Annotated in this window: 20 protein-coding genes and 2 tRNA genes; 12 read left to right on the top strand and 10 right to left on the bottom strand. The window is 70.5% G+C overall.

The genetic code is table 11. The features are described from left to right. Positions 1 to 46: 46 nt before the first annotated feature. Complete coding sequence (locus MFF64_RS17235) at positions 47 to 493, bottom strand: CCDC90 family protein (RefSeq protein ID WP_099904496.1); 447 nt, start codon at positions 491 to 493, stop codon at positions 47 to 49. Between the two features lie 158 nt (positions 494 to 651). Here MFF64_RS17235 and pdxA point away from each other — a divergent pair, with 158 nt between their 5' ends. Continuing rightward, on the top strand, positions 652 to 1,674 hold the full coding sequence (pdxA, locus tag MFF64_RS17230; RefSeq protein ID WP_099904494.1) for a 4-hydroxythreonine-4-phosphate dehydrogenase PdxA: 1,023 nt from the start codon (positions 652 to 654) through the stop codon (positions 1,672 to 1,674). Continuing rightward, the gene (gene rsmA / locus MFF64_RS17225; RefSeq protein ID WP_099904492.1) at positions 1,671 to 2,507 is read left to right on the top strand and encodes a 16S rRNA (adenine(1518)-N(6)/adenine(1519)-N(6))-dimethyltransferase RsmA; all 837 of its coding nucleotides are present in this window, start codon (positions 1,671 to 1,673) and stop codon (positions 2,505 to 2,507) included. Before pdxA ends, rsmA begins: the two co-directional genes overlap by 4 nt. Before the next feature lie 233 nt (positions 2,508 to 2,740). On the opposite strand, the gene MFF64_RS17220 is transcribed toward rsmA, so the two are convergent. The 3 genes from MFF64_RS17220 to lipB all read right to left on the bottom strand — a co-directional run bounded on the left by MFF64_RS17220 (position 2,741) and on the right by lipB (position 5,885). After that, a complete protein-coding gene (locus tag MFF64_RS17220) occupies positions 2,741 to 3,706 on the bottom strand; it encodes a TIM44-like domain-containing protein (RefSeq protein ID WP_099904490.1) in 966 nt (321 codons plus the stop codon). 188 nt (positions 3,707 to 3,894) lie between these two features. Further along, positions 3,895 to 5,058, bottom strand: a complete 1,164-nt coding sequence (locus MFF64_RS17215; protein WP_438823081.1) for a PAS domain-containing hybrid sensor histidine kinase/response regulator — start codon at positions 5,056 to 5,058, stop codon at positions 3,895 to 3,897. Between the two features lie 101 nt (positions 5,059 to 5,159). Further along, positions 5,160 to 5,885 carry a lipoyl(octanoyl) transferase LipB gene (lipB, locus tag MFF64_RS17210; RefSeq protein WP_099901649.1) on the bottom strand — a complete coding sequence of 242 codons (726 nt, stop codon included), beginning with the start codon at positions 5,883 to 5,885 and terminating at the stop codon, positions 5,160 to 5,162. A gap of 61 nt (positions 5,886 to 5,946) precedes the next feature. Here lipB and MFF64_RS17205 point away from each other — a divergent pair, with 61 nt between their 5' ends. From MFF64_RS17205 to MFF64_RS17195, 3 genes are all read left to right on the top strand, one after another. After that, positions 5,947 to 6,252, top strand: coding sequence for a FliM/FliN family flagellar motor switch protein (locus tag MFF64_RS17205; protein WP_099901651.1), 306 nt, complete (start codon positions 5,947 to 5,949; stop codon positions 6,250 to 6,252). Positions 6,253 to 6,375: 123 nt separating this feature from the next. Next, positions 6,376 to 6,460 (top strand) — tRNA-Leu (locus MFF64_RS17200). Between the two features lie 188 nt (positions 6,461 to 6,648). Beyond that, positions 6,649 to 6,733: transfer RNA gene (locus MFF64_RS17195), tRNA-Leu, on the top strand. A 358-nt stretch (positions 6,734 to 7,091) separates the two neighbouring features. Here MFF64_RS17195 and MFF64_RS17190 read toward each other — a convergent pair. Both MFF64_RS17190 and MFF64_RS17185 read right to left on the bottom strand, forming a co-directional pair. Beyond that, positions 7,092 to 7,871, bottom strand: a complete 780-nt coding sequence (locus tag MFF64_RS17190; RefSeq protein WP_099902467.1) for an ABC transporter permease — start codon at positions 7,869 to 7,871, stop codon at positions 7,092 to 7,094. Positions 7,872 to 7,972: 101 nt separating this feature from the next. Then, the gene (locus MFF64_RS17185) at positions 7,973 to 8,548 is read right to left on the bottom strand and encodes a peroxidase-related enzyme (RefSeq protein ID WP_425324361.1); all 576 of its coding nucleotides are present in this window, start codon (positions 8,546 to 8,548) and stop codon (positions 7,973 to 7,975) included. 210 nt (positions 8,549 to 8,758) lie between these two features. On the opposite strand from MFF64_RS17185, the gene MFF64_RS17180 reads away from it, so the two are divergent. From MFF64_RS17180 to MFF64_RS17165, 4 genes are all read left to right on the top strand, one after another. Continuing rightward, entirely contained in the window at positions 8,759 to 13,615 is a 4,857-nt protein-coding gene (locus tag MFF64_RS17180) for an NAD-glutamate dehydrogenase (RefSeq protein ID WP_238191672.1), read from the top strand. Continuing rightward, a complete protein-coding gene (bluB, locus tag MFF64_RS17175) occupies positions 13,612 to 14,259 on the top strand; it encodes a 5,6-dimethylbenzimidazole synthase (protein WP_099904040.1) in 648 nt (215 codons plus the stop codon). The genes MFF64_RS17180 and bluB overlap by 4 nt, the downstream gene beginning before the upstream one ends. A gap of 122 nt (positions 14,260 to 14,381) precedes the next feature. Then, positions 14,382 to 14,792: a tautomerase family protein gene (locus MFF64_RS17170; RefSeq protein ID WP_099904038.1), complete on the top strand. Its 411-nt coding sequence runs from the start codon at positions 14,382 to 14,384 to the stop codon at positions 14,790 to 14,792. A gap of 75 nt (positions 14,793 to 14,867) precedes the next feature. After that, positions 14,868 to 15,452: a TetR family transcriptional regulator C-terminal domain-containing protein gene (locus MFF64_RS17165; protein WP_099904036.1), complete on the top strand. Its 585-nt coding sequence runs from the start codon at positions 14,868 to 14,870 to the stop codon at positions 15,450 to 15,452. On the opposite strand, the gene MFF64_RS17160 is transcribed toward MFF64_RS17165, so the two are convergent. The 4 genes from MFF64_RS17160 to MFF64_RS17145 all read right to left on the bottom strand — a co-directional run bounded on the left by MFF64_RS17160 (position 15,443) and on the right by MFF64_RS17145 (position 19,749). After that, a complete protein-coding gene (locus MFF64_RS17160) occupies positions 15,443 to 15,769 on the bottom strand; it encodes a DMT family transporter (protein WP_099904034.1) in 327 nt (108 codons plus the stop codon). The two genes, MFF64_RS17165 and MFF64_RS17160, sit on opposite strands and share 10 nt — an antisense overlap. Beyond that, a complete protein-coding gene (locus MFF64_RS17155) occupies positions 15,766 to 16,938 on the bottom strand; it encodes an SDR family oxidoreductase (protein ID WP_238191670.1) in 1,173 nt (390 codons plus the stop codon). Before MFF64_RS17155 ends, MFF64_RS17160 begins: the two co-directional genes overlap by 4 nt. Before the next feature lie 298 nt (positions 16,939 to 17,236). Further along, positions 17,237 to 18,502 (bottom strand): ATP-binding response regulator, encoded by a 1,266-nt coding sequence (locus MFF64_RS17150; RefSeq protein WP_238191719.1) that lies wholly within the window; start codon positions 18,500 to 18,502, stop codon positions 17,237 to 17,239. Positions 18,503 to 18,585: 83 nt separating this feature from the next. Next, positions 18,586 to 19,749, bottom strand: coding sequence for an FIST N-terminal domain-containing protein (locus tag MFF64_RS17145; protein ID WP_099906041.1), 1,164 nt, complete (start codon positions 19,747 to 19,749; stop codon positions 18,586 to 18,588). Between the two features lie 650 nt (positions 19,750 to 20,399). Here MFF64_RS17145 and MFF64_RS17140 point away from each other — a divergent pair. From MFF64_RS17140 to MFF64_RS17130, 3 genes are all read left to right on the top strand, one after another. After that, on the top strand, positions 20,400 to 21,065 hold the full coding sequence (locus tag MFF64_RS17140) for a response regulator (protein ID WP_099906043.1): 666 nt from the start codon (positions 20,400 to 20,402) through the stop codon (positions 21,063 to 21,065). 413 nt (positions 21,066 to 21,478) lie between these two features. Then, on the top strand, positions 21,479 to 23,542 hold the full coding sequence (locus tag MFF64_RS17135) for a carbon starvation CstA family protein (protein ID WP_099906049.1): 2,064 nt from the start codon (positions 21,479 to 21,481) through the stop codon (positions 23,540 to 23,542). Between the two features lie 4 nt (positions 23,543 to 23,546). Next, positions 23,547 to 23,789 (top strand): YbdD/YjiX family protein, encoded by a 243-nt coding sequence (locus MFF64_RS17130; RefSeq protein ID WP_099906045.1) that lies wholly within the window; start codon positions 23,547 to 23,549, stop codon positions 23,787 to 23,789. The last annotated feature ends 207 nt before the right edge of the window (positions 23,790 to 23,996 follow it).

The following is a 23,996-nucleotide window of genomic DNA, read 5'->3' as shown; positions in this document are numbered from 1 at the left end:
CGCCCCGTCCGCCGGGGCGCACGACGCGACCAGGGCGCTCGTCGGCTCAAGGCCGGATGACGCGCACGAGGGCGATGACCGCGCCGAGGATGATCAGCGTCTGGAATCCGATCGTTCCAAACATCCACTTGACGATCTCGGACCGCTGACGCTCCAGCTTGGTCTCCAGGCGCGATTCGGATTCGCGCAGCTCGGATTTGAGCTCGGTGCGGAGCGTCTGCATATCGTTCTTCAGCTCGGTCCGGAGCGTCTGCATGTCGTTCTTCAGCTCGGTCCGGAGCGTCTGCATGTCGTTCTTCAGCTCGGTCCGGAGCGTCTGCATCTCATTGCGCAATCCGGTGTCCAGAGTTTGCAAGTCGGTCCTCGTCGCGAGATCGCCCTGAACGGCTTCCGAGACCGCAACGGCGAACCCTTCCGCCTGCTCCGGCGACAGCTGCGCTTTGTCGCGCAGGGTCCGGGCGAACTTCAACGTGTCGAAGGCGACGCTTGCCATGGGGGTGGGATGATCCGAGGGCTGTACTACCGGAGGGTGCCCGAAACCAATCTCCGCCGCAACGGAAGGTTCGTTTCGAGGAGTGCGAGGCGGCTTGCCCGGCGGGAGCCGGGATGTCATGGCGCGGGGACGCGCTACCACGGACGAGGATCCCCGCGATGACCACAGCCCTCGCGCTGACACAGGGCGATCCGGCCGGAATCGGCCCGGAGATCACCCTGCGGGCCTGGCTCGCCCGCGAGGAGCACGGTCTCTCGCCGTTCTTCGTCATCGGCGATCCCGATTTCCTGGAGAGAATCGCCGCCCGGCTCGGCCTCGCGGTGCCGCTCGCCGATGTGACGCCCAAGACGGCAGCCGACGCCTACGCCCGCGCCCTGCCGGTGGTGCGGCTGCCGGACGGCATCACCGTCGCGGCCGAGCCCGGCACACCCGATCCGGCGAGCGCCGCCGGGACGCTCGCCTCGATCGAGGAGGCGGTGCGGCTGGTGCGGGCCGGCCTCGCCCCGGCCCTCGTCACCAACCCGATCGCCAAGCACGTGCTCTACGCGGCGGGCTTCCGGCACCCCGGCCACACCGAGTACCTGGCGGCGCTCGCCGCCGAGCCCGGCGCGACGCCGCCGACGCCGGTGATGCTGCTCTGGTCCGAGGAGCTGGCGGTGGTGCCGGTGACGATCCACGTGGCGCTCCGCCGGGTGCCGGAACTGCTGACGGCCGACCTCGTGGTCGAGACCGCCCGCATCGTCGACCGGGACATGCGGGCCCGCTTCGGCCTGTCCGCTCCGCGCCTCGTGCTCGCCGGGCTCAACCCGCATGCGGGCGAGGCCGGCACCATGGGCACCGAGGACCGCGACGTGCTGGCGCCCGCGATCGAGCGCCTGCGGGCGGAGGGTATCGCCATCACCGGCCCGCACCCGGCCGACACCCTGTTCCACGCCCGCGCCCGCGCCACCTACGACGTGGCGCTCGCCCCGACCCACGACCAGGCCCTGATCCCGATCAAGACGCTCGCCTTCGACGAGGGCGTGAACGTGACCCTCGGGCTGCCCTTCCTGCGCACCTCGCCCGATCACGGCACCGCCTTCGACATCGCCGGCAAGGGCCTGGCCAAGCCCGACAGCCTGGTCGCCGCCCTGAAGCTCGCCGGCCGGCTGACCCGGCCCCGGGACGGAGAGGTGGCATGAGCACTCCGGACGGTCTGCCGCCGCTGCGGGAGGTGGTGCAGGCGCACGACCTGATGCCCCGCCGCTCGCTCGGCCAGAACTTCCTGTTCGACCTCAACCTCACCGGCCGGATCGCCCGGTCGTCGGGGGCGCTCGAGGGCGTGACGGTGGTCGAGGTCGGCCCCGGCCCCGGCGGCCTGACCCGGGCGCTGCTGATGCACGGCGCCGCCAAGGTGATCGCGGTCGAGCGCGACCCCCGCGCCCTGCCGGCCCTCGCCGAGATCGCCGCCCGTTACCCCGGCCGCCTGGAGGTGGTGGAGGCCGACGCGCTGGACTTCGACCCGCGGCCGTTGATCGGCGAGGGACCGGCCCGCATCGTCGCGAACCTGCCGTACAATGTCGGTACGCAACTCCTCACCGGCTGGCTCACGCCGGAAGCCTGGCCGCCCTGGTGGGACTCGCTGACCCTGATGTTCCAGCGCGAGGTGGCCGAGCGCATCGTCGCCGACGAGGACGACCGGGCGAATTACGGCCGGCTCGGCGTGCTGTGCGGCTGGCGCACGCGAGCCCAGATCCTGTTCGACGTGCCGCCTTCCGCCTTCGTGCCGCCGCCGAAGATCACGTCGAGCGTGGTGCGGCTGGTGCCGCGGCCCGAACCCCTGCCCTGCCGGGTCCGGGCACTCGAAGCCGTGACCGGCGCCGCCTTCGGCCAGCGCCGCAAGATGCTGCGCCAGAGCCTCAAGGCGACGACGCCGGATCCCGCCCGCCTGCTCGCCGCCGCCGGCGTTCCAGAGACGGCGCGGGCGGAGGAGGTGCCGGTCGAGGGCTTCGTCGCGATGGCGCGGGTGCTGTGAGGACGATTTCGGCGGCGAAGTCGAGACGAAGGAGCATCGGCGTCATATTGAATGTCTGGATCCCGGGATCCGCTGCACGGCCCCGGGATGACTCAGGGGGTGAGAGATCCGTCCCAGGAATACCACCCGAGGACACCAACCGAGGTCCAGACGACATTGAAAAGCCCTCGATCCGGCGGGATCGAGGGCTTCATGAAGCGACGTGGGGAGACACGCTCCCCACGACACAACCGTTACCGGGTCTGCTGGATGGCCGAGACCACCCACTGGCCGCCGCGCTCACGCAGGAAGGTCCAGACCTCCGTCGCCTCGGGCGGGTTGGTCTCGACGACCCGGCCGCTGGCGCGCTCAATCAGCGCATCGCGCAGGGTGTAGCGCATCGCCACGGTGGCGTAGTCGACCGGGCCCTCGCGCCAGGACTCGGCGAGGTCGCCCTGCTGCAGCTTCACGTCGGCGATCTTGTTGACCACGCCGCGGGCGGCATTGGCCTTCAGCTCCTCGGTGAAGTAGCCCACCATCTCCGGCGTCGTGAGGCGGCGCAGGGTGGCGACGTCCTCGGCGCCGTAGGCGAGCTGGACCTGGCCGAGCGTGCGCTCGAACGCCTCGAAATCCTGCGGGCCGATTCCGACCTCGTCGCGCTGGGCCGGGCGGGCCTGCGCGGACGCGCCACCACCGCCGAGTCCGGCACCGAGGCCACCCAAGCCGCCGAGAGGATTGCCGGGACGGGGACCGTCCGCCGGGCCGCTGCGGTTATAGGCGCCCGCCATGGCCGGCTCGGCCTGGCGGCGGCGGAAGAAGCGCAGGACCAGCAGGACCACGCCGACCAGGAGGCCGACCTGAAGCAGCAGGCCGAGGAACGAGGCGATGCCGCCGAGGCCGCCGAAGAAGCCGCCGCCGATCAGCGCACCGAGCAGGCCCGCGCCGAGGAGGCCGGCGAAGAAACCGCCGCCGAAGCGTCGCTGCGGCGCGGCGGGGGCGCCCATCTGCGACCCGGGCTGCGTCATCGAGCGCTGCATCGGCGCCGGGGCACCGGGGGCGGTCGCAGTGGAAGGCGGGGCCGAGAAGGTCTTGGAGCCGCGGGACCCCATCGAGGAACCGCCGCCGGGACGCGCCTCGCCGGCCGTCGCCGCCACGGCCATCAGGGCCGCCAGGCCGAAAGCCAGAGCCGTCCGGCGGCCGCGGGAGAAGGTGGTCATCATCGGTTCGTATCGCCTCGTGTCGTCACCAGTGAGGGGCGTCCCGCCCCTTGCCATGCATATGGGGGCGCGGGTGGCGCAGTAGAAGGGAGGCATCGCGCGGGATGCCTTCCTGTTTGTAACTACACCCGATGAAGAGTCGCCGATCGGCGCCAGATCTGCCAAGCGATAAATTTTTGAGATGACAGGGATTATCGCGCGGCGGCACTTCGTTGCGACCGCGGCCGCGGGGTCTCGGCGGCCGGGAAGGTGAGGCGCACGACGGTTCCCTCGCCGGGGCTGCTGCGCAGGGCGACGGCGCCGTTCTGGCGCTTGACCAGGGCGTTGAGGATGGCGAGGCCGGTGCCGCGGCCGGGCTCGCGGGTGGTGAAGAACGGCTCCAGCGCCCGGGCCAGCACCTCCGGCGGCATGCCGGCGCCGGTATCCGCCAGGGTGAGCGCGACGTGGCGCCCGGCCGCCCCGTCCGCGGCCACGCCCTCCCCGCCGTGGTTGCGAGTTTGAACCGTGACGCACCCGCCCGCCGGCATCGCCTCGGCGGCGTTGCGCAGCAGGATCTGCAGGATCAGCTCGGTCTGGACCGGATCGATGCAGGCGATCCACAGGTCCTCGGCGAGGTCGAAGTCGAGGGCGATCCGCTTACCCAGCAGGCTCGACGCCCGCTCCTGGTGGCCGCGCAGCAACCCGTTGAGATCGACCGGCCGCGGCTCCGGCCGGTGCCGGCGCGAGAAGGCCAGGAGGTGGCGGGTGAGCGCCGAGGCGCGCTCGGCGGCGTCGGTCGAGCGGCTGAGCGCCCGCTGCACGAAGGCGTCCGGATGCTCGCCGAGGCGCCGGCGCAGGCCGTCGACGTAGCCGACCAGGATCTGCAGCAGGTTGTTGAACTCGTGCGCGACGCCATTGGTGAGCTGGCCGAGCGCCTCGCGCCGCTGCGCCAGGGCGAGCGCCACCTCGAGGTCGCGGCGGCGGGACGTCTCGACGATCTGGACCAAGTGGGACGGACCGTGACGGGACGGACCTTGGCCGAACGGCTCCAGCCCCTGCACCGGCGAGAGGTGGATGAGCGCCCAGAGCGTCGCCCCGTCGTGCCGGCGCAGCAGCACCTCGGCGCTGGCCGGACCGCCAGAGGACAGGAGCGCGCGCAAGGCTGCCTCGGCCTCGGGCTCGGCGGCGAGGACCGCGACGTTGGCGGGCGCCTCCCCCAAGAGGGCGAGGGCGGCCGGGTTGGCGAAGCGCACCTCGCCCGCGGGACCGGGCGCGACCAGCAGGGACGGCAGGGGAGCGGCCGAGAGGACGGCGCACAAGGATCCGGCCTCCCCCGGCGCCTCAGCGGCCGGCACTGGCGCGGGGACATCCGGCACGGGCGGACCTCCGTGATGCGCGGGCCGTCGCCGCGATCTCATCCGATACTCTAGAGCAAGTCCGGGCGGCGTGGAAACCGCGATGCCCGGCGCCGTCCGGATCAGCCACGCCCATCGTCTTCGACCAGCACCGTAGGCCCGAAGATTGCCTCGAAGCGCCCCCGCAGCACCGCGTCGACCTCCGGCATCGTCACCGGCCGGCCGAGATCGACCAGGCTGGTGACGCCGTGCTCGCGCACGCCGCAGGGGACGATGCCTGAGAAATGCGACAGATCCGGCTCGACGTTGAGGCTGATGCCGTGGAAGGTCGCCCAGCGCCGCACCCGGATGCCGATCGCCGCGATCTTGTCCTCGACGCCCGGCCCCTTCTCCGGCCGGCGCACCCAGACGCCGACCCGGTCCTCCCGGCGCTCGCCCCGCACCGTGAACGCCTCGAGGGTCGCGATCAGCCAGGCTTCGAGGGCGGCCACGTAGGCGCGCAGGTCCGGCCGCCGTCGGTTGAGGTCGAGCATCACGTAAGCCACCCGCTGCCCGGGGCCGTGATAGGTGTATTGCCCGCCCCGGCCGGTGCGATGGACCGGGAAGCGCTCCGGCGCCACCAGGTCGGCCTCCTTGGCCGAAGTGCCGGCGGTGTAGAGCGGCGGGTGCTCGACGAGCCAGACGCGCTCCAGCGCGTGCCCCTCGGCGATCGCGGCGGCTCGCGCCTCCATCGCAGCCTCGGCCTCGCGGTAATCGAGGAGCGCGTCGCGCACCACCCACTCGACGGGGGGGCTGCCGGGGGTGGGCAGGAGGCTGCCCGGGGCGGTTCCGAGCCGGTCGTTTACCAAGGCTTCACCATAAGATCGGATTGTTCACGCATTGGCTTCGTCGTCAGGGTGGGTGCGTCCGTTGGCGGTACTCGACATACTCAAGGTGGATCTCGCGGTCGTGCTCGGGCGGACCCGGATGCCGATCCACATGCTGCTGCGCATGGGACGCGGCGCGGTGATCGAGCTCGACTCCACCGATTCCGATATGGTCGAGATCCTCGCCAACAACCACCCGATCGCCCGCGGGCAGATCGTGGTCACCGGCAACCGCATCTCCGTGGAGGTCACGGAGCTGATCCGCAAGGCCGAGGTGGTGCGCGAGCCCGGCATCCGCATCGGCGACGGCAGCGCCGGCCTATTGAACGCCCTGTCGGACGCTCTCTAGGCGAGAATGTTCGCCGGATCCGCATCGGGGCGCTTGCGTCCCCGGGAGGGGACTGGTATTCGCAGCCTCGCTTCGGACGGGTCTCACCCCCGCCCCGCCGGTTCCGGCGAGAACAAGCGATCCGCGGCCGTGGCGGAATTGGTAGACGCGCTAGCTTGAGGTGCTAGTTGGGCAACCAGTGGAGGTTCGAGTCCTCTCGGCCGCACCATTCATCCTGCAGGGTCTCGGACCGCAGCGGGATAGAATGGAGAGCGTATCCGGCGTGAACATCTCGATCATGGTCGGGATCACGAGCCGGGTGGTGCTGCCATGTGTCGGACTACTCAGTGGTCTTGATGATATTTGTCATAAGTTGTTTCAGCTTGGCTGGGCCTTTTTTGATGTCCAGCACGCTCCGCGGCCGTGGCGGAATTGGTAGACGCGCTAGCTTGAGGTGCTAGTTGGGCAACCAGTGGAGGTTCGAGTCCTCTCGGCCGCACCATCCTGCCTCTGTGCGGGATAGAAGGATCCCGTCTCTCCGGACGCTGATTGCCGGGAGAGCGACACCATCCCAGCCTTCCGAACAAACTCTGCTTTGCCCGACGTTCGGCCCGATGTTCGTGCCCCAGCCCAGGTGATGAGCCGGCATAGCGCGATAGTTCGCATCGTCTCGCGGGTCCGTGCGGCCGGCCGGATCGGTCTCTCGCCGGCCGCCTGACGGGGACGTATCCTCGTCTGGGCCCGATGTCGCGCCGCCCGCCTCGACGCCACGCGTCGCTTCCGGTGGTGACGGCACGAACCGCAGGCCCCATCCCCTGGAAGCGGACGGCGCACGCCTGCGCGGCGCCCCGCATCCCGGGTCAGTTGAGGAAGCGCGGCACCACGAAGCGGACACCCAGCAGGCCGATCATCGCCAGCGTTCCGCTGACCATGAGCACGTACAGGATCGACGCGTCCGCCCCGTAACCCGGATAGAAGGCGGACCGGCACACCTTCACGATGTGCATGAGCGGATTCCATTGCACGTACTCGTAGATGACTGCGGGCATCGCTTCCGTCACGAAGATCGCACCACTGGTGAAGTACATAAGAAGCGTGGGAACGATGGTGCCGATCTGCCAGGGAGGAAACATCTGCGAGATGAAGACGTTCAGAAACCCCATCGACATGGCGAAGCACAACGCGAGAAGCATGCTCTCACAAAATGCGTAACTATTTTGTGGAAAAACATGCGCCCCGAAACATGCAACGACAAAGAAAACTAGAAATATACTGAGACTACTAGTACAGATTTCGACGATAGCACGAGACATGACGACATCAAAGAATTTGACCTGAGGAAAATAGATGAGCTGCTTGTTCTGCATAGGCCCCTCCATCATCTTTCTCGACATGTAGTTGAGAACGATGTAGGGCGACAACCCGGAGACGGCGAACAGTGCGATGCTGTCGCCGATCGGCACCGGCATGTGCCGGATCGCGTAGAAGCCGGCGATGACCAGGATGTGGGCGCAAGGCCAGCCGACGGCGATGCAGTAGCCCCACATCGTGCCGCCAAACCGGGTGCGCATGTCGCGCAGCATGAGGGCGCCGAGCACGTCCAGTTGGACCTCGAGCGCCGACTTAGCCTGGTACGCCATCCACCGCTCCCGCTCGGCCGATGCGCCGCACGAAGCGCCCTCGACCCGATCCACGACTCACGGAGCGCCCTACGCCGACAATGCGGCAACCGGGTGACCGGTCAGGCTTCATCCGGACCGGGCAGGCCCCGGGCCTCGCCGTGGTAGGCGCGGTTCGGGCGCATGTCGACGGCCGAGGCCATGCGATTCGACATGTTGAAGAAGCTCGCCACCGCGGAGATGTCCCACAGGTCGCGCTCGGAGAAGCCAGCATCGCGAAGAGCCTCCCGGTCCTCCTCCTCAATGGTCCAGGGCGCCTCGGTGAGGGCCACCGCGAAGTCGAGCATCGCGCGGTGGCGCGGCGAGAGGTCGGCGGCGCGGTAGTTCATCGCCATCATCTCGCCGAGCACCGGGTCGTCCGAGAGGCTGCGGACGGCGGCACCGTGCGCGGTGAGGCAGTAGTAGCAGCGGTTCACGCTCGACACCGCCACCGCGATCATCTCGCGCTCGAGCTTCGACAGGCCGGAGGGCGCGAGCATCAGGTCGTTGTAGAGGGCCGCGAAGGCCTCGAGCTTGGCGCTGTCGTGGGCATAGGCCAGGAGCACGTTCGGCACGAAACCGATCTTCTCGCGGCATTTCTCGAAGTAGGCCCGCATCTCCGGCGACAGGTCGGGCGACGGCGCGAGGTCGAGGGCCATCGCCCGGCCCTCGGTCTCCTGCGGCACCGGCCGCTCGCCGATCTCGGGCTTCGCGCCCGCCTTCCTCCTGCCGCCACTCATTCCCCTGCCCTCCCGGTCGTCGTGCCTCAGCTATAGGCAGTTTGCCTGGTGCAGGCGAGGCCGGGCTTGCGGGGGCCAGGGCGCTGTGCCACCGCTCCGGTTACCAACCTCGGCGGAGGACGAGCAGACGTGGAACCCTCGACCGCGACCGCGACCCCCGAAGCGAAGGCCAACCGCACAGACCTGATCGCCGCCGCGGCGACGATCGCCGAGGACCGGGGCGGACCCGGCGGCTTCGTCCGCGACCTCTTCGGGCGCGTCGCGCCGGAGGACCTGACCGCCTACCCGCCCGAGACCCTGGCCGATCTCGCGCTGGCCGCCCGGGCGCACCTCGCCGCCGCGCGGCCCGGTCGCACGATCAGCGCGGTGCGCCTCTCGGATATCGAGGTGGAGCAGGGCGGACGCCGGCGCGACCTCACGGTGCTGGAGGCGGTCAATGCCAACCGGCCGTTCCTGCTCGAGTCGACCCTCGCGGAGCTCGTCGCGCGCGGCTACCAGCCCCGCCTCGTCGCCCACCCGATCCTCGGCGTCGAGCGCGACGCCGACGGCGCCCTGGTACGGGTCGTCGGCGAGACCACGGCGCAGGAGAACGGCACCGATGCCGGCGAACTCGATGCCGGAGGGTTGGCCCGCGAGAGCTTCATCCACGTTCATCTCGACCGCATCGACGACGAGGCGGCCCGCGCGACGCTCGCCGCCAGCCTGGCCCGGGTCTATGCCGACGTCGCCGTGACGGCGGCCGACCACACCGCCATGATCGAGCGCCTGGCCGAGGCGGCGGCCTACACGGACGCGCCCTCGCCCTTGGCGCCGGAGGAGCGGGCGGAGGCCCGCGCCTTCCTCGATTGGCTCCGCGACGGGCATTTCGTGCTGCTCGGCCTGCGGGAATACCGTGACGCGGACGGGGCCGATCATGCCGGGGTGAAGGGGAGCGGGCTCGGCCTCCTGCGCGACCCCGCCGTCGAGGTCCTGCGCCGCGGCGACGCCATGGTGGCGGTGACGCCGGAGATCCGTGCCTTCCTGGAGGGGCCGGAGGCGCTCCTCGTCACCAAGGCCAGCCTGCGCTCGCGGGTGCGCCGGCAGGCGCATCTCGACATGGTGGCGATCAAGCTGTTCACCGGCGACGGGCAGCTCTCGGGAGAGTTGCGCCTCGTCGGCCTGTTCACCGGCAGCGCCTATGCGAGCCGGGCCGAGGAAGTGCCGTATCTCCGGCGCAAGGTCGCCGCCGTCCTCGCCAAGGCCGGCCTCGACCCGACGAGCCATGCCGGGCGCTCCCTCGTCCACGTGCTCGAGACCTATCCGCGCGACGACCTGTTCCAGATCGAGCCCGGCCTGCTCCTGCGCTTCGCGCTCGCCATCGTGTCGCTCGCCGACCGGCCGCGGGTGCGAGTGCTGGCGAGGCCGGACAAGTTCGGCCGCTTCGTCTCGCTGATCGCCTACCTGCCGAAGGACCGCACCGACGCCCGGCTCCAGGCCCGGATCGGCGCCTACCTCGCCGAGGCCCTGGGCGGTCGCCTCTCGGCCATCGCACCGGACTACCCGGAAGGGCCGCTCGCCCGCCTCCACGTCATCGTGGCGACCCCGGGGGCGCCGGACGAGATCGACGCGGGGCAGCTCGAGGCCGGCATCGCCGATCTCGCCCGCACCTGGGCCGATTCCTTGCGCGAGGCCTTGGGAGCCGCCCGCGGCGGCGACGCCCGCGGCCTCGCCGCGGTCTACGCCGACGCCTTCCCGGCGGGCTACCGCGAGATGTATGCCGGCGCCCAGGCGCTGCCGGACATCGCCATCCTGGAGCGGATCTCCGAGGGCCAGCCCCGAGCGGTCGACCTCTTCCGCCGGCCAGGCGATCCCGACACCCGGATCGGCCTTAAGGTCTTCTCCCGCGGGACCGCCCTGCCGCTCTCCGAGCGGGTGCCGGTGCTGGAGAATCTCGGCTTCCGGGTCATCGAGGAGCGCTCCTACCGCCTCAAGCCCGAGGGCGCCGGCGCCCGGGTCTGGCTGCACGACATGGTGCTGGAGCGCGCCGGCGGCGGCGCGATCGACGTCGCGGCGGTGGAGGGCCCGGTCGAGGCGGCGCTGCTGGCGCTCGCCCGCGACCTCGCCGAATCCGACGCCTACAACCGCTTGGTGCTGGAAGCCGGGCTCGGCTGGCGCGACGTCGCCCTGGTGCGGGCGCTCGGCCGCTACCTGCGCCAGTTGCGCATCCGCTACGGCCAGGACTACCTGGCGGCGACGCTCTCGCGCCACCCAGGCCTGGCCCGGCGCCTCGTCGCCCTGTTCTACGCCCGCTTCGACCCTCGCCTCGACGGCGACCGGGCGGCAGCGCAGGAGGCCGTGCGGACCGAGATCGAGGCGGATCTGGCGCAGGTCACCAGCCTCGACGAGGACCGGATCCTGCGCCGCTTCGTCAACCTGGTGGAGGCGGCGCAGCGCACGAACTTCTTCCAGATCGGCCGCAACGGGCTGCCGCCGGAGACCATTGCGTTCAAGTTCCGCTGCGCCAAGGTCGACAGCATGCCGCTGCCGCGGCCCTTGTTCGAGATCTTCGTCTACTCGCCGCGGGTCGAGGGCGTGCACCTGCGCTTCGGCTACATCGCCCGTGGCGGCCTGCGCTGGTCCGACCGGCCGGAGGATTTCCGCACCGAGGTGCTGGGCCTCGTCAAGGCGCAGCAGGTCAAGAACGCCGTGATCGTGCCGGTCGGCGCCAAGGGCGGGTTCTTCCCCAAGCGCCTGCCGCCTGCCTCCGACCGCCAGGCCTGGATGCAGGAGGGCACCGAGAGCTACCGGATCTTCATCCGCACGCTGCTCTCGCTCACCGACAACATCGTCGACGGCAAGATCCTGCCGCCGCCCGCCACCGTGCGGCACGACGATGCCGACGCCTACCTGGTGGTCGCCGCCGACAAGGGCACCGCCACCTTCTCGGACGTCGCCAACGCGCTCTCGCTCGAGGCGCACCACTGGCTCGGCGACGCCTTCGCGTCGGGCGGCAGCCAGGGCTACGACCACAAGCAGATGGGCATCACCGCCCGCGGCGCCTGGGAGGCGGTGAAGCGCCACTTCCGCGAGGTCGACATCGACATCCAGGCCGAGCCGGTCACGGTCGTCGGCGTCGGCGATATGTCGGGGGACGTGTTCGGCAACGGCATGCTCCTGTCGCGCTGCCTCAAGCTGGTGGCGGCCTTCGACCACCGCGACATCTTCCTCGACCCGGATCCCGATCCGGCCGCGTCGCACGCCGAGCGCAAGCGCCTGTTCGACCTGCCGCGCTCGTCCTGGGCCGATTACGACCGCCAGAAGATCTCGGCCGGCGGCGGGGTGTTCTCGCGCCAGGCCAAGACCGTGCCGCTATCGCCGCAAGTTCGGGCCCGTCTCGGGCTCGACCGGGCGGAAGCGACGCCGGCCGAGGTGATGCAGGCGATCCTGCGCGCGCCCGTCGACCTCCTGTGGTTCGGCGGCATCGGCACCTATGTGCGCGCCACCTTCGAGAGCGACGACGAGGCCGGCGACCGGGCGAACGACGCGATCCGCATCACCGGCTCCGAGTTGCGCGCCCGGGTCGTTGGCGAGGGCGCGAATCTGGGCCTGACCCAGCGCGGCCGGATCGAGGCCGCCCGCCGCGGGGTTCGGCTCAACACCGACGCGATCGACAACTCGGCCGGCGTCAACACCTCGGACGTCGAGGTGAACATCAAGATCGCCCTCGCCACACCCGAGCGCGACGGCCGCCTGAGCCCGGAGAGCCGCAACGCGCTCCTCTCCGGCATGACCGAGGCGGTGGCCGACCTGGTGCTGAGGAACAATCAGCTCCAGACCCTCGCCCTCTCTCTCGCCCAGCTCTCCGCCGCGACGGAGACCGGATTCGCCTCGCGGCTGATGCAGACGCTGGAGGCCGACGGGCGCCTTGACCGGAGCGTCGAGTTCCTGCCCTCGGACGCGAGCCTCGCCGAGCGGGCGCAGGGCGGCGAGGGCCTGACCCGGCCGGAACTGGCGGTGCTGCTGGCCTACGCCAAGCTCGCGCTCAAGGACGCGCTCCTCGACAGCGCGGTGCCGGACGATCCGTACCTCGCCCGGGAACTGGAGCGGTCCTTCCCGCCGGTGCTGGTGGCGCGCTACCCCGATGCGGTGCAGGGCCACCGCCTGCGCCGGGAGATCATCGCCACGAGCCTCGCCAACGCCATCGTCAACCGCGGCGGGCCGACCATCGTCAGCCGCCTCTCCGACGAGACCGGCGCCGAAGCCCCATCCATCGCCGCCGCCTACGCGGTGGCCCGCGACGCCTTCGGGTTGATCGATCTCAACAAGGCGGTGGACGGGCTCGACGGGGCGATCGCCGGCGACCAGCAGCTCGCCCTCTACGCCGAATTGCAGGACTTGCTGCGCCAGCGCATGGTCTGGTTCATCCGCAACGGCGAGGCCGCGCCCGGCGGGATCGAGGCGGCGGTGCAGCGCTACCGCAACGGCATCGCGGCGGTCTCCGCCGCCCTGCCGGGCGCCCTCCCGCCGGCCGCCGCCGAGGCGCTGACCCGGCGAATCCGTACTCTCGTGGATCACGGCGTGCCGGAGGCCCTGGCCTCTCGCCTCGCCTCGTTGAGTGAACTCGGCGCCGCGCCCGACATCGTCCAGGTCGCCGAGGCGACCGGGCGTCCGCCAGCGGCGATCGCCGCGACGCATTTCGCGCTGGCCGACCTGTTCCGCCTCAACGCGCTGTCGGCCGCCGCCCGGGCGGTGCCGGTGGCCGACACATTCGACCGCATCGCACTGGAGCGCGCGGTCGCCGGCATCGCCTCGGCCCACCGGGCGCTCACCGCCGAGGCCGCCGCGTTCGACGCCGAGGGCGCCGCCGCGGTCGAGGCCTGGAGCCAGGCCCGCGGCGCCTCGCTCGCCCGCATCCGCACCGCGGTCGCGGCCATCGCCGCCTCGGGCCTCACGGTGTCGAAGGTCTCGGTGGCGGCGAGCTTGCTCGGGGATCTGGCGCGACCATGACGGAGCCGGCGACCGGTACCCCGGAATTCGGGGCGGACTTCCGGGTCCGCTTCGCGGAGCTGGTCGCTTGGCGCCGCGACGTGCGGCGCTTCCGCCCCGATCCGGTGCCGGAGGAGCCGTTGCGGGAATGCCTGGCGCTCGCCTGCCTCAGCCCGTCCGTCGGCAACAGCCAGCCCTGGCGCTTCGTGCGGGTCTCGGATCCCGGCCGGCGCGCGGCGGTGACCGCGAGCTTCCTGCGCTGCAACGAAGCGGCCGCCGCCGCCTACGACGACGCGCGCGCCGCCGCCTACCGCAACCTCAAGCTCGCGGGTCTGCGCGAGGCGCCGGTGCATCTCGCGGTGTTCTGCGACGAGGCGACGGGGGCCGGCCATGGGCTGGGCCGGGCGACCATGCCGGAGATGCTGCGCTACTCCGCCGTCACCGCCATCCACACTTTCTGGCTCGCAGCGCGCACCTATGGCCTCGGGGTCGGGTGGGTCTCGATCCTGTGCCCCGAGGAGGTCACCGCAGCCATCGACGTGCCACCGGCTTGGCGGCTGATCGCGTATCTCTGCGTCGGTTATCCGGCGGAGGAACATGCCGACCCTGAGCTGGTGCGCCATGGCTGGCAGGCTCGGCTGGAGGCCTCGTTCCTGGAGCGGTGAGCGGGGAGCAGACCTGGATTGCGCGGGCCCTCACTCCATACATACCAGTATGTACAATAGAAGGATCGAGGCTGCTCCCGCAGCCGCGGAGATCCCGCCGAAGGATTCCAGGAGATCCTCTCATGCCCCTCGTCACCATCACCCTGAAGCGCGACCGCTCACCGAGCGAGCGGCGCGCCATCGCCGACGCCGTCCATGCCGCCCTCGTCGGCAGCATCGGCATCCCGCCCGACGACCGGTTCCAGGTCGTCTCGAGCCAGTTCGACGAGGTGATCTACGATCCCGGCTATCTCGGCATCGCCCGCAGCGACGAACTGGTGATGATCCAGGTTCATCTCTCGACCGGGCGCAGCGTCGCGCAGAAGAAGAGGCTGTTCGCGGCGATCGCCGAGAATCTGGGAGCCCTCTCGGTCCGGCCGGAGGACGTTCTCGTCACCCTGGTCGAGATCGCCCGGGAGAACTGGTCCTTCGGCAACGGCCTCGCCACCTATGCGGACGTCGCCCCGCCCCACCTCGCGGGCCCAGCGGCCTGACGGTCTGGCCTGACAGGTCCGGGCACGGCATACCGCGCTTCGACGGCGTAAGGCAGTCCGGGGCAGGGACACGACGTGGCGCGGCAGGGATCATCGAAGCGCGAGGCGATCGTCGCGGCGACGAAAGCGTTGCTCTGGGAGCGCGGCTACGAAGCGACGAGCCCGCGGGACGTGCTGGCGCGGAGCGGTGCCGGCCAGGGCAGCCTCTACCACCACTTTCCCGGCAAGCGGGAGGTGGCGGCCGCGGCGCTCGCCGAGATGGCCGAGGAGGAGATCGCGGTGATCGACGCACTGTTCGCGTCCGACGCCCCGCCCCTTGACCGCATCCGGGCCTACCTGACCCGCGAGCGGCAGGCCCTGCGCGGCTGCCGCCTCGCCCGCCTCGCCAACGAAGCCGCCATGGAGGAGCCGGCCCTGCGCGAGCCGGTCGCGGCCTATCTCGCGCGCATCCAGGCTTGCTTGCGCGCGAGCCTGGACGAGGCGCGAGCGGCCGGAAGCTTGGTGCCGGGGATCGCGCCCGCCCCGTTCGCGGCAGCGCTGATCGCGATCGTCGAGGGTGGCTATGTGCTGGCCCGCGTGCACTGGGACGAGGCGGCGATGCGCGAGGCCATCGACGGCGCCGTGCAGCTGCTCGCCGCCGTCACCCGCCCTCAGGCGTGAGCCTGCGCCGCCGCCAGGATGCCGACGCCGATCGCGATGACGCCGATGCCGAGGATCATCAGCGGGGTCACCGGCTCGCCGAACAGGAGGGCGCCGCCGAGCGCCGCGCCGACCATGCCGGTTCCAGCCCAGATCGCGTAGACGATCCCGATCGGCAGCATGTCCATGCTGGTCGACATCAGCCACAGGGCGGTGCCGTAGCCGAGGGCGACGAGGAGCGTCGGTCCCGGGCGGGTGAGCCCGTCGGCGGCCTTGAGGGCGAGCGTCGCGGTGATCTCGGCGCCGATCGCCACTGCGAGGGTCAGGAACGGGTTCATGCGCTCGCCATCAGCGGCAGGGTGGGCGCGGGACCCTTGGCCGGCTCCGGTGCCACGAACATCTCGAGGTCGTCGGCGAACTGCTCGGCGATCTCTGGCGCGTTCTCGAGGCAGACCTTGAGGTAGTCGGTGAAGGCGGGCGGCGGCGCGAAGCCTTCCGCGAGCAGCCGCGCGTTGGAGAAGGTCAGGTCGAGGGAGCAGAAGGCGTAATAGGCCCGCACCGCCCGCAGCATCGCCTGCTTCAGGGCGCCGTCGAGGCCGAAGGTCTCGGCGAAGCGTCGGCGCAGCAGCGCCCGGTCGGCGGTGAGGTCGAAGCGGGCGAAGTCGTCGCGCGGCCCGCCCTCCGGGTCGGCGGCCGCGAAGGCCCGCATCAGGTCGTCCCACCGGGCCCGGGCGCCCTCGCCGGCCGAGACGTGGTAGAGATCGTGCGCGAGCCGAGGCTTGCGCAGCAGGCCGAGCAGGCTGTCGGCGACCCAGTCGACCGGGACGATGTCGACGGCGCTCGAAGGGCTGCACGGCACCAGGCGCAGCCGGTCGGCGGCGCGGATGACCCACAGGATGCTCGAGCTCGGCACCGCCCCCAGCGTCGCATGCCCGACCACGATCGAGGGGCGGGCCACCACGATCGGCAGGTCGGCGAAGCTGCCGGCGAGCGAGGTCTCGGCGGCCGCCTTCGAGACCGTGTAGGCGACGAGGTGGCGCGCCTGGGGCGAGGGATAGGCCGCCTCCTCGACGAGGGACGGCGCCTCGGCGCCGCAGATCATGGCCGTGCTGACGTGCAGGAAGCGGACAAGGCGCGGCATGGTCCGGGCGCGGCGGGCCAGCGCCAGCGTGCCGTCGTGGTTGGTGCGGCTGACCCGCTCCTCGCCCCACCACGAGGTGTCGGCGGCGAGATGCAGCACGTGGGTGACCGAATCGAGCCGCGGATCGGCGTCGAGATCGGCGCGGGTGAAGTCGCCCGGCACCACCTCGACCGCGCGGGCGAGGCGCTGGGCGGTGAACGGGTCGGTGAAGCGCGACAGCCGCGCGGCGATCCGCTGCCGGCCCTGCTCGGCGCTGGCGCAGCGCACGAGGCAGACCCACGCGGTGCCATCGCGCTGGCTCAGCGCTTGGTGAAGGACGGCGCCGCCCAGAAAGCCGGTTGCGCCCGTCAGTAATATCCGTGCCACGCTGGACCTCCCCGCATCCTGGAGAGATGCCACAGATGAGCAGGCAACGAATTGGTCCTGGCGGCATCGATCTCTTATTCGTGCAGTATGTTACGCGCACGCAACCGTCTATTTCTCGTTTTGATTAGTCCGCTCACGTGGAAATAGGTCGAGAAATACCGCAGAAACGATCGATATAGCCCATTCGACATAGGACGGTGCACGCATCATAGCCCGACCGCCGCGGATTGCCGCGACGACCGACTTCAGAAATCTTGCGAAATCTTTTGAAACAATCGCGGCGTCGCCGCGCGCGGGCTCAGCCGCGGCTCAGCAGATGGGCGAGCAGCGCCCGCAGCTGGGCGGGCTTCAACGGCTTGTGCACCAGCTCGCAGCGCGCCGCCCGCACGCGCGCCTCGACCTCGGAGGAGTGGTCGGCGGTGGTGATGACCGCCGGGATGTCGTGGCCGTGGACGGAGCGCAGCCAGGCCACGGTGTCGAGGCCGCAGGCACCGCCGTCGAGGTGGAAGTCGGCGACGACGACGTCGGGGCTCCAGGTCGTGCCGAGGAGCCGCACCAGGCTCAGGTGGTCACGCGCCGCGAAGGCGTTGGCGTCCCAGCCGTGGAAGAGCCGCGCCAGGGCCTCCAGCGCCGCCTTGTCGTTCTCGATGAGGGCGATGCGGGCGCCGGTGAGGCTCGTCGGCGGCACCAGCGAGGGGGCGGGCCGGGGCGGCTCGGGGGCGCAGGGCGGGAGGTGCAGGCTGAAGCGCGAGCCGTGGCCGACCCGGGATTCAAGGCTCAAGGGGTGCCCCAGGGCCTGGGCCGAGCGGCGCACGATCGACAGGCCGAGGCCGAGCGCGATCTCGCCGTCGACGCTCTCGCGCCCGCCGCGATGGAACTCCTCGAAGATCAGGTCCTGCTCGTCCTCCGGGATGCCGGCCCCGGAATCGACCACGTCGATGCGGATCTCGGGCCCGCGCTTGCGCGCCGCGACCAGCACGCCGCCGGCGGCGGTGTAGCGGATCGCGTTCGAGACCAGGTTCTGCAGGATGCGCTGGAGCAGCACGAGGTCGCTCGCCACCCAGGCCTGCCCGCCGCGCACCGACAGGCGCAGGCCCTTGCGCGCCGCGAGCGGCCCGAAGCTCGCCTCGATGCTCTCCAGCACGTCGCCGACGAGCACCGGCCGCACCACCGGCTGGATCAGCCCGGCATCGAGCTTCGAGATATCCAGCAGAGTCTTGATCAGGTCCTCGATCGTCTGCAAGCCCCGCTCGACCTGGCCGACGATGCTCCGCGCCTCCGGTCCGACCCGCATGTCGGCGAGCGCCGAGAGCGACAGCCGCGCCGCGTTGAGGGGCTGGAGCAGGTCGTGGCTCGCGGCGGCGAGAAAGCGGGTCTTCGAGCGGTTGGCCCGCTCGGCCTCCTCCTTGGCCGCGGTGAGGTCCTGGTTCGAACGCTCCAGGCTGCGCATCAGCGCCGTCAGTTCCTCGGTGCGGGAGCGCACTTGGCCCTCGAGGGTGATGGCGGTCTGGAACAGCGAGTAGGCGCTGCCGCGCTGGTCCATCGTGCGCTCGACCTGGGACATCAGGGCGGCGTTGATGCGCTCCAGCTTGGCGATACGGCGGTGGAGAGCCGCGACGTCGTCGCCGGCCCTCGGCTCGTCCCCGGTCACGGACCGGCGGGCCGCCCGATGGCGATGCCCGTGAAGGTCTGGTTCAGGTGCATCGAGCGGTACTGCTCGCCATAGGTCTCGAAGCCGACGACGTTGTAGTGCCGGTAGAGCTCGGCGATGCTGTGACGAGCCTGGTGGATCTCGGCGTCGAGGCGGCGCAGCACGCATTCGAAGCCGATCACCAGGTCGACGCCGCCGAGGCGCGCGTCGAGCCGGGCCAGTTCCTCCCGGGCCGCCTCGACCAGGTCCTTCTGGCGCGCCAGCGTCAGCACCACGCCGCTCTCGATGGCACAGTGGAAGCTCAGCGACTGGTCGGGGTTGAGGTGGCGGATCGAGCGGCAGAAATAGTCGCCGCCGACCCGCACGACGAGCGGGTGCGCCGCGAAGCTCGTGGGGGTGAGCGCGTCGGGATCGAGCCCGAGCGCGTTGGCGTATTCGACCGCCGCCGGCTCGGCGTTGAGCTCGCGCACGGTCCGCTGCTCGTGGTCGGTCTCGGTGACAACGAACTTGACGCCGGTCGGCTCGAAATTGTCGTTCTTGAAGATCTCGACGGGGAAGTCGGACTCGATCAGCAGCAGGATCGCGGCCCGCCGGTGCACCCGTCCGTCATGGATGAGGGCGGTCTCGGAGAAGGTCAGCTCGTCCCCGGCCGAGCCGCCGACGAGGGGCACCCCGTCGAGCCCGTAGTTGATCGCGGCGATCACCGTCTCCTCGGCATTGGCGAGGCCGTCGATCAGCGAGATGGCGAAACGCTGCCCGCCGCGGGAGATCCGCTCGTGGGCGCAGCGAAGCGAACGGATCGAGGCCGCGGCCCGCTCGGCGTCGAGGTGGTCGACCGCCTCCAGCACCGTCGAGGCGATGCGGAACCCTTCGTGTGGGAAGGCGATCGCCACGAGGCCGCGGTCGAGCCCGGCCATCGGGCTGATCTCGCCCGACGAGGTGCAGCCGGCGATCCGCACGCCCGGGAAGGCGCCGGCGAGCGCGGCGTTCAGCGCCTCGACCCCGTAGGCCGGCGAGAAGAAGATGACGAGGTGGGCGATGCGGGCAGTATCGAGGGAAGCGGCGAGCGCCGCCGCGGCGGCCTCGGCCCCGGCCGCCTCGGTCCAGGCGGTCTGGATCCCGCAGCGATGCGAGCGTGTGCGCGTGTCCTCACCCGACATGGCTCGCGCAGAAATACACCGCGCCACGCGGTCCCTCCCCCTATCGCCGGCTCCATGGCGGCATTGCCCGCATTATGCTGCGACGGGATGCAGCTGGCAATTGCGGCCGCTGGCATCAGCCTCGACGGGGAAACGGAGGACGATCGTTATTAGGTGCGCAGGCGCGGCCGGTGCGGCGGCCACGCCTGCGCTGGGGAGCGGTCGGGCGATCGCCCCCGCGATCAGCGACCACGCCGCCCCACGCGACGCCGCCGCCAGATGCCACGCTCCGCTCCCACCCGCTCCGCGGTGAGGAGGTCCTTCGGCCGCCGAGGTCGCACGACGATAGGACCGGGTGGCCGCCGCCCACCATTGGACCAATGTGCAGGGAGCAGGGTGGCCGCCGCGGATCCATACCAAAGCCGAGGGTCCGCCCCAAAGAAGGATCCGTACCAAAGCATGGTGGCTGCTGCGGTGGCCGCGTGGTAACTTTTTCTTCGACTTATGGGTGCGGCGGCGTTGCTGTGCTCGACCTGCGAGAGCGCGTGCCGCCAGGCCATGCGCCTGCGAGAGGATGATCCGCTGCAATGGTGGGATTGACCAGTCCGGCCCCTGGGGTGTCTCTTCCACGGCCGGACGGAGCGCCGACGCCCGTCGCGGAGGGGTCGGACATGCACCTGATCATCGTCGACGATCACCCGCTGTTCCGCGATGCCCTGAGCAGCGCGGTCCGCCTCGCCTTCCCGGCCGCCGAGGTCGAGGAGGCGGACGGCATCGAGAGCGCCTGCGCGGCCCTGTCCCGCGGCCGCTCGATCGACCTGACGCTCCTCGACCTCACCATGCAGGGCGTCAACGGCTTCGACGGGCTGATCGCCATCCGCACCCGCTTCCCGCGCATCCCGGTCCTGGTCGTGTCGGGCCTCGACGATCCGCGCATCGTGCGCGAGGCGCTCGCCCACGGCGCCGCCGGCTTCGTGCCCAAGGCCGCCGGCAAGCCGGTGCTGATCCGCGCCATCACCGACGTGCTCAACGGGGCGGTGTTCGTGCCCGAAGGCCTCTCGGGCCCCGCCGAGGCTCCCGGCCGCAAGCCCGGCAAGGCGCCGATCGCCGAGCGCATCGCAGAGCTGACCCCGCAGCAGGTGCGGGTGCTGCTGATGATCCGCCAGGGCAAGCTCAACAAGCAGATCGCCCACGAACTCGGCGTCGGCGATTCCACCGTCAAGGCCCACGTCTCGGAGATCCTGCGCAAGCTCGGGGTCATCAGCCGGACCCAGATCGTGATCGAGACGGCGAACCTGGATTACGATCATATCCTGGCAGGATTGCCGTCGAGCTGATCGGCTTCCAAACAAGATCTCGCAGATATCGTCAGAGCTAGATCTGTACGGCATCCAGTCCACCACGTCATTACGGGGCTCGCCGCAGTCGAGAGCCCTGGATCAGGACACTCAGGTGGCAACTAACGAGGCGGAACGATACTCGCCTCTTCCTGGCACTGCAGCGCTTCCGGGCCTGCCTGCGGCAGTCCGGGCTCTGCTGCGTGGCCCCGGAACGACGACGGAGCGCATCAGATCTTTCCACCACGGATCTGAACCGCCGCTCATCCATCCCTACGACGAAAGTCTAATCCTCCCCCGACACCCCCGACCGGCCGCCGCATTGGCAGCCCTCGACGTTTCCTTTACCCGAAAGTCGAAGGAAGCCGCCGAAGCCTGTCCTGCCCGGCGGCGAAGCCGGGAGGATGACCTTCATGACAGCCGTCCGGAAGCACGGCCCCTGGGCCCTCGTGGGCGCGCTCGGAGCCGCCGCCCTCGCCGTGGTGGCGACGCAGCGCGGCGAGACCATCAACGCCCTCTGGATCGTCGTCGCGGCGGTCTCGGTCTACCTCATCGCCTACCGCTACTACTCGCTCTACATCGCCGACCGCATCATGCGGCTCGATCCGACCCGCGAGACCCCGGCGGTCCGTCACAATGACGGGCTCGATTACGTCCCGACAGACAAGTACGTGCTGTTCGGCCACCACTTCGCGGCGATCGCGGGCGCCGGCCCACTGGTCGGCCCGGTGCTCGCCGCCCAGATGGGCTACCTGCCGGGTCTGCTGTGGATCCTCGCCGGTGTGGTGCTGGCCGGCGCCGTGCAGGACTTCATGGTGCTGTTCGTCTCGATGCGCCGTGACGGCCGCTCGCTCGGCGAGCTGATCCGCGCCGAGCTCGGCACGATTCCCGGAATCGTCGCGCTGTTCGGCGCCTTCCTGATCATGGTCATCATCCTGGCGGTGCTGGCGCTCATCGTCGTCAAGGCGCTGGCCGAGAGCCCATGGGGCACCTTCACGGTGATGGCGACGATCCCGATCGCGCTGCTGATGGGCGTCTACTCGCGCTGGATCCGCCCGGGCCGCATCGGCGAGGTCTCGATCCTCGGCTTCGTGCTGCTGATGGCGGCGATCATCTTCGGCCAGACCGTCGCCGAGGATCCCGCCCTCGCGGCGATGTTCACCTTCACGGGCACGCAGCTGTGCTGGATGCTGATCGGCTACGGCTTCGTCGCCTCGATCCTGCCGGTCTGGCTGCTGCTGGCGCCGCGCGACTATCTCTCGACCTTCCTCAAGATCGGCACCATCGTGGGCCTGGCGCTCGGCATCCTGGTGCTGGCGCCCCATCTCCAGATGCCGGCGGTGACGAAGTTCGTCGACGGCACGGGACCGGTCTGGTCGGGCTCGCTGTTCCCGTTCCTGTTCATCACCATCGCCTGCGGCGCGGTGTCGGGCTTTCACAGCCTGATCTCCTCGGGCACCACCCCGAAGCTGATCGACAACGAGGTCAATGCCCGCTTCATCGGCTATGGCGGCATGCTGATGGAATCGTTCGTCGCCGTGATGGCGCTCGTCGCCGCCAGCGTCATCGATCCGGGCGTGTACTTCACCATGAACTCGCCGGCCGCTGTGGTCGGCACCACGCCGGAGAGCGCGTCCGCGGCGGTCACCGCCATGGGCTTCCCGATCACCGCCGACACCATCAAGCAGACCGCGGCCGATGTCGGCGAGCACACGGTGATCTCGCGGGCCGGCGGCGCGCCGACCCTGGCGGTGGGCATGGCCCACATCATCTCGAGCGTCATCGGCGGCAAGACGATGATGGCGTTCTGGTACCACTTCGCCATCCTGTTCGAGGCCCTGTTCATCCTCACCGCCGTCGATGCCGGGACGCGGGCCGGGCGCTTCATGCTCCAGGACCTGATCGGCGTCGCGGTGCCGGCCTTCAAGGACACGGCGTCCTGGGGCCCGAGCATCGTGGCGACGGGCCTCTGCGTCGCGGCCTGGGGCTTCTTCCTCTACCAGGGCGTCACCGATCCCCTCGGCGGCGTGAACACCCTGTGGCCGCTCTTCGGCATCTCGAACCAGATGCTGGCGGCGATCGCCCTGACCCTCTGCACCGTGGTCATCTTCAAGATGAAGCGGGAGCGATACGCCCTCGTCACCATCGTGCCGACGCTCTGGCTGGTCGCCTGCACCCTGACCGCCGGCCTCCAGAAGGTCTTCTCCGCCGATCCGCGGGTGGGCTTCCTGGCGCATGCCGACCGCTACGCGACCGCGCTCGCCGAGGGCAAGGTGCTGGCCCCGGCCAAGAGCGCCGACCAGATGCGCCAGATCATCTTCAACGACCGCATCGACGCGGTGCTGGCGCTCGTCTTCGTCGGCGTCGTGGTGGCGATCATCGCCTTCGGCGTCCGGGCCTGCCTCAAGGCCTACCGCACCGACCGCTGGACCGCCGTCGAGGCGGATCCGCGGGCGATGCCGGCGGCGGCGGAGTGAGCCGATGAAGGCCCAACTGAACGGGCAAGTGAACGGTCAGGCCCTGCGGGAGCGCTGGGCGGCCCTGACGCGCTGCGTCTGCGACGGCGCGCGGCTGATGGTCGGCCAGGGCAATTACGACACCTACGTCGCCCATATCCGCAAGACTCACCCCGACCAGGAGCCGATGACCCCGACGGAGTTCTTCCGCGAGCGTCAGAACGCCCGCTTCGGCGTCGGCGGCCGCGGCGGCTTCCGCTGCTGCTGACAGGCTGCCGCCACTTGCGCCCGCGCAGGGCCTTGACCCTGCGCGGGCGAAACAACACGCAATTCCAAACCCGGTTCCGGCGAAGACGAAAAGTCTTCATGGTTCTTTCAGGTTACACCCGTAACGCTTGCGGCGGGATGATGGCGGCGATCTCGCAAGTCGCCGCCGGCCCGACACGATCCGGTAAAGCGCGCCTTAACTAGGGCT

It is taken from the genome of Methylobacterium frigidaeris (assembly GCF_022179185.1).
In the GTDB taxonomy this organism is placed as follows: domain Bacteria; phylum Pseudomonadota; class Alphaproteobacteria; order Rhizobiales; family Beijerinckiaceae; genus Methylobacterium; species Methylobacterium frigidaeris.
This window is presented reverse-complemented; position numbering and strand designations above follow the sequence as displayed.

Excerpts from the sequence above, each read along its gene's own strand:
- MFF64_RS17170 (WP_099904038.1), top strand. The coding sequence starts at position 14,382 with ATGCCCCTCGTCACCATCACCCTGAAGCGCGACCGCTCACCGAGCGAG.
- MFF64_RS17220 (WP_099904490.1), bottom strand. The coding sequence starts at position 3,706 with ATGATGACCACCTTCTCCCGCGGCCGCCGGACGGCTCTGGCTTTCGGC.
- MFF64_RS17140 (WP_099906043.1), top strand. The coding sequence starts at position 20,400 with ATGCACCTGATCATCGTCGACGATCACCCGCTGTTCCGCGATGCCCTG.
- MFF64_RS17160 (WP_099904034.1), bottom strand. The coding sequence starts at position 15,769 with ATGAACCCGTTCCTGACCCTCGCAGTGGCGATCGGCGCCGAGATCACC.
- MFF64_RS17235 (WP_099904496.1), bottom strand. The coding sequence starts at position 493 with ATGGCAAGCGTCGCCTTCGACACGTTGAAGTTCGCCCGGACCCTGCGC.
- MFF64_RS17150 (WP_238191719.1), bottom strand. The coding sequence starts at position 18,502 with ATGTCCCAGGTCGAGCGCACGATGGACCAGCGCGGCAGCGCCTACTCG.
- MFF64_RS17185 (WP_425324361.1), bottom strand. The coding sequence starts at position 8,548 with ATGGCCCTCGACCTCGCGCCGTCGCCCGACCTGTCGCCGGAGATGCGG.
- bluB (WP_099904040.1), top strand. The coding sequence starts at position 13,612 with ATGACGGAGCCGGCGACCGGTACCCCGGAATTCGGGGCGGACTTCCGG.
- MFF64_RS17135 (WP_099906049.1), top strand. The coding sequence starts at position 21,479 with ATGACAGCCGTCCGGAAGCACGGCCCCTGGGCCCTCGTGGGCGCGCTC.
- MFF64_RS17145 (WP_099906041.1), bottom strand. The coding sequence starts at position 19,749 with ATGTCGGGTGAGGACACGCGCACACGCTCGCATCGCTGCGGGATCCAG.
- MFF64_RS17130 (WP_099906045.1), top strand. The coding sequence starts at position 23,547 with ATGAAGGCCCAACTGAACGGGCAAGTGAACGGTCAGGCCCTGCGGGAG.
- rsmA (WP_099904492.1), top strand. The coding sequence starts at position 1,671 with ATGAGCACTCCGGACGGTCTGCCGCCGCTGCGGGAGGTGGTGCAGGCG.
- pdxA (WP_099904494.1), top strand. The coding sequence starts at position 652 with ATGACCACAGCCCTCGCGCTGACACAGGGCGATCCGGCCGGAATCGGC.
- MFF64_RS17190 (WP_099902467.1), bottom strand. The coding sequence starts at position 7,871 with ATGGCGTACCAGGCTAAGTCGGCGCTCGAGGTCCAACTGGACGTGCTC.